This window comes from Mycobacterium zoologicum (assembly GCF_020181635.2).
GTDB lineage: Bacteria > Actinomycetota > Actinomycetes > Mycobacteriales > Mycobacteriaceae > Mycobacterium > Mycobacterium zoologicum.
The window spans coordinates 57,842-66,337 of the sequence record NZ_JAYJJS010000026.1 but is presented as its reverse complement, the minus strand read 5'-3'; the positions used below and the strand labels follow the sequence as shown (position 1 = coordinate 66,337).

The following is an 8,496-nucleotide window of genomic DNA, read 5'->3' as shown; positions in this document are numbered from 1 at the left end:
GCCCACTTTCATGCCGCCCCACCGAGGGTCATCCACAGGTTCTGATCATTGCTCGTTGCAGACCGGTACCATGAAGTGTCTCGTCGAGGTGGCGGGAATCAGCAGAGATAGAGGCAGGGGGCTGAAAGGTTTCGACTGCGTGTGTCGAATCAAGGGAAGCGTGCCGGTGCAGGCAGGAGACCACCGTAAGCGTCGCTGTAAACAAGTAAGCGCCAAGGCACTTACGCCGGCTAAGGTCGCTCTTCAGAGCGACTTCGCCCTCGCTGCCTAAGCGAGGCGGGCCTGTCAGACCGGGAGCTCCCTCGGCCCGGACCCTGGCATCGACTAGAGGGATCCACCGATACGTCCGGTCGCGGGATGTATCGGGACACCAACAGCGACTGGGATCGTCATCTCGGCTTGTTCGCGTGACCGGGAGATCCGAGTAGAGACATAGCGAACTGCGCACGGAGAAGTCTTGAGGGAATGCCGTAGGACCCGGGTTCGATTCCCGGCAGCTCCACCGATAGCACACAGACAACTTCATATTTGAGACCTCCTTGCCAACGAGCAGAAGTGTCATACCCCTGCGGTACGACGGGATGCACAGGCGGCAAGGAGGTCTCTGCATGCGGATAGTCGTGGTCCAGAGAAGCGCTCGCGAGGGCGAAGTTCTGCAAGCTCCCGATGGCGCGACAACGCTCCCATGGTCGTCGGTTGTGCAGTCGCTCGACCGACACGACATCCCGGACGGCCTTCCGTTCATCGTCGATGGCGACGGCTCACTGACCGGCTGCGACCGACTCAACACCTACCTGCTCACCGCGTGGCGTCAACGCGCCTATGCCCTAGACAGCCTGCGGAGCTTTCACGCCTACCACCTCGCCCGGTTGCTGCGGTTCGTACGCCAGCGCCGCGGCGGGGAATTGGTGGACCTCACCGCCACCACGACTGAGGATCTGACCGCTTACCGGGATGCCCGCCAGCAGGAAGTCCAAGACACCACGCTGGCTACCGAATTCGGCTGCTTCTCCTCGTTCTTCTACTACGCCGCCCAGATCGGCTGGATGGTGAAAGACCCGATCCCTCGCTGGGGCCGCAATAACCGCAACACCCTCATTTCCCACAAACAGCGCGAGCGTCGAGCGCGATTTCTTAAGGCGGCCCAGACCAAGCACTTCCTCGAAGTCGGCCTGCGCGGTGACGGCTACGACCCCGGGGGTGCGCCCGCTTACCCCGAACGGGACTACGTGTACGGGCTGTTACTGGCAACTACCGGCCTCCGACGCGAGGAGTGCGCGCTTCTCCTCGACGCCGAGGTTCCGGTCCCGGAAACGATGGGATCCGAGTCCATCCAGGTGTTCGATCGGCTCGGAAAGAAGCAGGTGGTCCGATCCATCTACGTCACCGCACAAGTAGCACACGCCACCGACCTCTACCGCCGGACTGAACGGCACCGCGTCGTACAGGCGGCCCAACGCAGCCTCCGCGCCAAGATCCGTGACGGCTCTCTGCTGGTGGTCGACGACCTAATCGAGCGGCGGGGAAAGCCCTACGTCGCCGTCGGGTCCCAGCGCATTCCGCTGGTCCTATTCACCAACAAGGACCGCGCCAAAGCCGTTCGCGTCCTCGATGACGGAACTATCGATCCACTCGCGTTGTTCGTCTCCCGCAGCGGACTTCCACCCGGTCTCGAACGCTGGAACCAACTCTTCGCCGACGCTCGCGAACGAGTCCGCCAATCCCGCCACCGCGATCAACCACCCCGCCACGTCCATGTCACTCCCCACACGATGCGACATTCCTACGCGGTCCGGATGCTGGCCGCGCTCATGAAGGAAGGGCGACAGCGCGCTGAAGATCCCTACCTGCTGCTGGCGAACCCGGTGCTGACGGTAAAGGAACTCCTCGGCCACGCCAGCGTCCAGACCACGATGCACTACCTCCACGCCGCAGAAACATGGACCGAGAACGTCCCGGCCGCCCTCGCGGCAACCGCAGCCGACCTCGTCGGACACACCGAATCCGATGCAGGCGCTGACCCCGAGACCATCGAGGACGACTGGGAGTTGGACGTCGACCCCAGCAGGGGAGACGTTCGGTGAGGGGCTCGTACTCCACCCCCGATATTCCCGGGGACTCTGCGATGCGGTCTGCACCGCACAACGGCATGTTCACCTTCGAATGGGCCGTCTACAGCGACACACTCGCCTACTCGATTGATCCGTCGAGGTTCGAGACACCGGTAGTTGCGGCGGAACTCGCGGCGACCTGGCTCCAAGTCCTCACTGAGTTCGGACGCATGGAGTACTCACTCACGGCAGGACTCCTGAGCTTCTTGCGGTCGGTGGGTGCGCTACCGCTGACCGACGAAGGAAAGGGCAAATTCGCATTGCGAGATCTGCGTCGGGCGCACCTGGATCTATGGGAACTCAACATGCTGGCACAGCATCGAAAAGCGAAGTCAGACAACGCCTACCGGAAAGTTGTCCACGTCTTTGCCCTTCTCCGACGGCACGAGGATGACCACCCCGGGACGCTGCATGAGGAAGTCGTAGACCGGTTGGTGCGTCAGCCGCGCCTATGGCATCACCGCAACGACGGACTGCCGCCGCTGAGCGAGGAGGAGACCCGCGCATGGCGTCGCTGGGCTTACCGGAAGGCGAAAAGTGCCCTAACTCAGCCAGACCGCGGCATCACCGACATCGATGTCCAGACCGCGACGCACGTGCTGCTCAGCCTTGCAACCGGCGAGCCGCCCGAAGTGCTTCGCGCGCTGACCGTCCACGACATCGAAGCCACCGCCGACCCCGCAATCGAGGACTCCGTGACCGCGTTGTCGCCGATAGACAGACTCCGCTACCTCGCCGAGAACGACCTCATCGAAGTGCTTCGTGTCCGATACACCAAGAACCGTGCCCACGAGACCTACGACGAGGTGTACGCCCGCCGCGACACAGCACCTTTCACTGCGTTTCGCTGGGCCTTGATGCTGAATGCCGCTGCCCGCGCCGAATCTGGTAACTCCTCCCTGATCCTTATGGAGGATGTTTGCGGCGGGGTCAAACAACCACCCTGGCAGCGCTTGGCCTACCGGCTATCTGAGATTGCCGCACGCAACAACCTCCCCTTGTCAGGCGCTAACCAATGGGCACGGCTGCGCAAGGTCGCCACCACACGCGAGGTGCTTGCCGACCCCAGGGCCTATTTGGCGAATGGCCGCCGCCACTCGGCGAAGACATTCTTCGGCCACTACACCAACAGTTCGGTTCTGCGCGCCAAGGCCGGTCGCATTCTCATCGACAGCGTCAACGACATGTTCGACGGCGCCGTCAACGGTCCGACCATCGTCACCCCGGACGCTGAGCAAGCCATCCGAGCCGGCGCCGACGCGCCCGGCATCGACCCAGACACGGCCAGCGCTCTAGTGGTCGGCCAACTCGACGGACCACACACCGGATGCCGCAATCCCCTCGACAGCCCCTACGAGAAGAAAGGAACCGTCTGCACCAAGTCGATCACCGGCACCTGCTTCGCATGCCCCAACGCGCTCATCACACTGCACCACCTGCCGGCTGCCCTCGCGATCCAGGACATGACGCATCCCGATCGCGCCGCCGACCCACGAACCTGGCAGACGCACTGGAAACCCATCTACGACACCATCACCGAGGTGGTCCTGCCGGCCTTCAGCCCTGACCAGATCCAGCGAGTCCGCCAGCAAGCGAACTTGACACCGATCGACGCAGGCGTGCTCAACGACATGCGCGGCGTCCCGGAAGCACCGGCATCGTGACGGCTGGAACGTCCCCGCGAGAATCCCCAGCATTGTGGAGGAACCCCTTCACCGCGGAGATGCGCGTCTGGCCCCACCTTGCCGGCGGCCCGCAATACGGCGACGACCCATGGGATCTCGCCCTTGTGGTCAACCGGGTCAACATGGGAGAGCGCTACATTCACTTCGCCAGCGCTCCGGGTGTGCACCGCATGACCGTCAAGAACATCCTCATGACGGTCGCAGCCCCCGACCGCGAAGTCGTCGTAGAGGCGGGCGTCGTCCGCCGCGGCGACGGAACACCACCAGCAGGGCTATACGACTGCTTCCGCAAGCTCGTCGTCATCGCCAAGTGGTCCGAGGACAACGGAATCGACCGCTTCGCCGACTGGACTCAAGCCGACGCCGATCGTTTCCTCGATGACCTCCGCACTGGCCAGCACCGCGCGGGCGGTGTCGGACTCACCGCGACGAGTATCCGTGGTTACGTCACCACCTTGCGGTTGCTGCGAGAGTGCCAGGCAGTTCTGCCCGATGCGCTTTCCTTCTTCCCCTGGGCTGGCCGCAGCGCTTCCAGCGTCAGCGGTGAAGTCACACACACCGAGAACACCACGCCGCCTCTCCCGTGGGAAACCTGGGCGCCGCTCGTCACCGCATCATGGGCCATCGTCAACCGATTCAGCGACGACATCATCGCCGCGGCCGAGACTCGAGCCGCACTTCCGATGGAGCCACGGGGACCAGCTGGAGCCAACGCGTACAACGCCCTGCTCGACTGGAGCGAGCAGCGAGGTCTGTTACCCCTTCATACCGGCTTTGGCCGCACCAAACATCAACGAGGAGAGCCGAATAGGACCCTGCTAGAACGGCTCCTCGGCATCAATGCCAACGTCCTCAACCGCGCGAGCCACCAATACATGCCGGACGCCGCGGCACTCATCGCAACCGCTGCGGCTGACCCGCAGCGGGCGACTTTCGGAGGACTGCACGTACCCACTGCCGTCGTCACCCACCCGGACGGGACAAGCAGCACGTGGGTGGAGGAGTTGGGTCTCGGCGAAACCGAATATCTCGAAAGCGTCCTCCGCGCTGCTTGCTACATCCTGATCGCCAGTCTTACCGGCATGCGCGACAGCGAGATCCAGGAACTGACACGCGACAGCCACACCACCAAGGACGGTCTCGCCGCCCTCAAGAGCGTTCAGCACAAGGGCAACGACAATCCTGGCGGCGAGCGCCGAACATGGTGGGCACCCCGACCTGTCATCAGGACGATCGAAGTTCTGGGCAGCCTGGCCAGACACGACACGCACCTTTTCGCGCGCAGCAGCCGCAACGCTGGTTCCTACGTCCCGAACCGAGACATCGCCAGGCTGATCGCATTCGTCAACGACGACCCCGCACAACGACCAGGACGCGGACGGGGACTCGGATTGGAGCACATCGCGATCCCGAAAGGCCAGGCCGTCAACGCGACCTCCCTCCGACGTGCGTTCAGCGTCTTCGCCACCACCCGCCCAGGAGCCGAACTCGGACTGGGAATCCAACTGGGTCACAGCGCCTGGCGAATGACCACGGGGTACATGAGCGATGGACAACAACGGGCTGTGCGCCTCATGGACGATGAACGCAAACGTGTCTTGCACAGCGACGCGGCCGTGCTGCTTCAGGATGACAGCCCAGTGGCCGGACCGGCAGCTCACCACGTCACCGGATTCCGCGCACAGATCATCGCTAACCCCGACCGCGCCGATCGGCTCACCGCGACGGTCGCGGAGCGACTTCATCTGGGGCTCACCAACGACTGCATGTGGAACCCGGCAACCAGTAGCTGCGGCGCCGACCGCCCAAAACTCGGCGATCACGTGTGCGTCGGCGTCGACTGCACCAACGCCCTACTGAGGCCAGCACACGTCGGCGTGATCGCCAGCGCTATCGACCGCATTGACAACTACCTCGATCAACAGCGCGGCCATCCTGCTCTTGCCGAACAGATGCGTCGAGACCGGGCCAACCTCGCCCGCATCCGCCGCGAACTTTTGGCCGCCGACGACCCGGACGACCTCTATAACGACGATCTGGAACAGGAGAACGGACATGCCTAGCCCGACCCGCAAGCGCGTCAGCGATGCCGTCATGCAGGCCATCGCCGACGCCATCACCACCATCGAGAACAGCGCCGACATGCCACGCACCAAACGGCAGATCGAAGCGATCACCGGCCGCAGTCACGATGCCGTAGCGCGTGCATTCGTTCAGGACCGCACCGAGAACAGCTCGTACCGGCTCAACAGCCGGTTCGAGCAGCTCACCGCGAACCTGACCAGGGGTGACAGCCTGAGTTCCGCGGCTGTTCGCAACGATCGGCAGACCGTCGCCGAACTGCGCCAGGCGAACCGCGACCTACATAACCAGCTCGACCGCTTCGCCATCGCACTGTTCGCTCGGCACCTTGACGCCGAGACTGAGCGGTCCGAAATCAAACTCGTCACGCGAATCCGGCGGGGGCGCGGTGCGGAGTGATCAGGCAAAGCGCTTGACCCAATACACCTTGAGAAGCCGGGGACATCTCTGCGCGAGGCGCTGCCCGCCGATGTCGGAGCACCATCCTACGATCGTTCAAGTCGCAATCCACATGCCAATGGGGGCACCGTGAAACTCGAAGCATTCCGTGTCCAGAACTACAAGCGGGTCGAGGACACCGACTGGGTCTCCTGCGGCGACCTCACGGTTCTCGTGGGGAAGAACGAGGCAGGCAAGTCAGCGATCCTGCGGGGTCTGTCCAAGCTCAACCCCTCGGATGGTGAGGAGTACGACGGCCTCCGCGAGTTTCCCCGCCGGCGCTACACCGACGAGTTCGACGCCGACGATCCCGCTGAGGTTGCCAGCGCCCGGTTCTCGCTGACCGACGACGAGCGCGCGGAGTTGGCTGAGATCTCGCCACTGGTGTCCGACGCGAAGACGGTCGTGATCACCAAGAACTACGGCAACAGGTTCACGGTGGGGTTCGACCCGAACCCTGGCTCCGATCGGCTGCGCTCCAGCGAAGTGAAGAATGCAGTCACCGCCGCGTTGGGTACCTTCGCCGAGTCTGTCGCCCCGGATGGGCACGGCGATGAGTTCGGACCGCTCAAATCGGAGCTGGCGGAGCAACTGACTGGGCTCGCCGATGCACTGCCTTCGCCACTGAAACGAGCAACGGCGGAATCGGTCGAAGCGTTCTACTCCGCTGTCTCGGCGAAGGTCACCGAGCAGTGGCACAGGACAGCTCTCGCCGGTCTGCTCGACGCCTTCCGACCGCTGCGGGACGAAGCACGCAGCCGCGCGGCACTCGGGAAGGCCCGCAACTGGGCCGTCGAGAACATGCCACAGTTCATCTACTTCGACCGCTACGACGTGCTCGACAGCGCGGTCCACATCCCGACCTTCATGACGCAGCTCCGCGATGACCAGCACGCCCCGCGCGTGCGCACCACGCGCGCACTCTTCCGCCACGTGAACCTGGACCCGCAGCAACTGCATGAGCTCAACGGTGACGACACACAGATCTCTCAGGCGGACATGAGGCGTCGAGTCGACGAGCGAGCGATTCTCACGTCCTCCGCCGGCCAGGCGATGACGGACAAGTTCTCCAAATGGTGGCTCCAGCGACGCCACACCTTCCGCTACGACCTCGACGGCAACTTCTTCCGGGTCTGGGTCTCCGACGATCTCGACCCCAGCGAGATCGAACTTGACCAGCGGAGCCAGGGGATGCAGTACTTCTTCTCCTTCTTCCTGATCTTCCTCGTCGAGGCAGTCGACACCCACCGCAACAGCATCCTGCTCCTCGACGAGCCGGGGAACTCGCTGCACGGCACCGCGCAGGCCAAGATCATCGAGTTCCTGCGCAGCATCTCCGACGACAACCAGGTGATCTACACGACGCACTCGCCGTTCATGATCGACGGCGATCACCTCGAAGAGATCCGGCCCGTATGGGAGGACCGCGGCACCGGCTCCACCAAGGTCTCCGAAGACGTATGGCCGAAGGACAAGGACGCGCTCTTCCCGCTGCAGGCCGCGCTCGGGTACCAGCTGGCGCAGTCGCTGTTCATCTCCCGCTATCAGGTGCTAGTGGAGGGGATCACCGACATGTGGATCGTCAAGGCCCTCGACGCCGCGCTGCCTGTCACCGGGCGCGCGGGGCTTCGTGACGGGATCATCGTCACCCCCGGAGGGGGTGCAGGACGGGTGCTGCCCCTCGCCAGCATGCTCGTCGGCCACGAGGTTCAGGCGGCGGCTCTGCTTGACGGTGATGAGCCCGGCCGGAAGGAGGGCCGCAAGGTCGAGCGGGTGCTCGGGTACGACAACCGCGTCCTGTTCGTCGGTGACTTCACTCCTGACGGCAACACCACCGGCGAGATCGAGGACCTGTTCCCTGACGACTACTTCATGGCCGCGGCGAAGGAGGCGTACCCCGGCAAGGATCTCCGCTTCAACGCTGAGGAGAAGGCGGTCCCAAACATCGTCGACCGGGTTGAGGCCCTGTTCGAGCGCAAGGGTCACGGGAGCTTCGAGAAGTGGAAGGTGGCCCGGATCCTCGCGGACGGCATCATGGCTGATCCGGCAAACGTGCCGAGTGAGACCCTCGACGCATTCGAACGGATTGCTGTCGCACTGAATGCGATCACAAACGCCGCGTAGCTGTCGGCACAACTAAGCACTGTGGGCGGACTGGCCGAAGCTGACAGCCGGTGCTG

Annotated in this window: 5 protein-coding genes and 1 other RNA gene; all 6 read left to right on the top strand. The window is 63.9% G+C overall.

Annotated features, from left to right (window positions below; genetic code table 11):
• The first annotated feature begins 117 nt into the window (after positions 1–117).
• Positions 118–505, top strand: a transfer-messenger RNA (tmRNA) gene (ssrA, locus tag K6T84_RS18615).
• 193 nt (positions 506–698) lie between these two features.
• Positions 699–2,084: a tyrosine-type recombinase/integrase gene (locus K6T84_RS18610; protein WP_225400380.1), complete on the top strand. Its 1,386-nt coding sequence runs from the start codon at positions 699–701 to the stop codon at positions 2,082–2,084.
• 41 nt (positions 2,085–2,125) lie between these two features.
• Positions 2,126–3,775 carry a hypothetical protein gene (locus K6T84_RS18605; RefSeq protein WP_225400379.1) on the top strand — a complete coding sequence of 550 codons (1,650 nt, stop codon included), beginning with the start codon at positions 2,126–2,128 and terminating at the stop codon, positions 3,773–3,775.
• Between the two features lie 59 nt (positions 3,776–3,834).
• The gene (locus K6T84_RS18600) at positions 3,835–5,859 is read left to right on the top strand and encodes a hypothetical protein (RefSeq protein WP_225400378.1); all 2,025 of its coding nucleotides are present in this window, start codon (positions 3,835–3,837) and stop codon (positions 5,857–5,859) included.
• Positions 5,852–6,277: a hypothetical protein gene (locus tag K6T84_RS18595; RefSeq protein ID WP_225400377.1), complete on the top strand. Its 426-nt coding sequence runs from the start codon at positions 5,852–5,854 to the stop codon at positions 6,275–6,277. The genes K6T84_RS18600 and K6T84_RS18595 overlap by 8 nt, the downstream gene beginning before the upstream one ends.
• Before the next feature lie 129 nt (positions 6,278–6,406).
• Positions 6,407–8,440, top strand: a complete 2,034-nt coding sequence (locus K6T84_RS18590; RefSeq protein ID WP_225400376.1) for an AAA family ATPase — start codon at positions 6,407–6,409, stop codon at positions 8,438–8,440.
• The last annotated feature ends 56 nt before the right edge of the window (positions 8,441–8,496 follow it).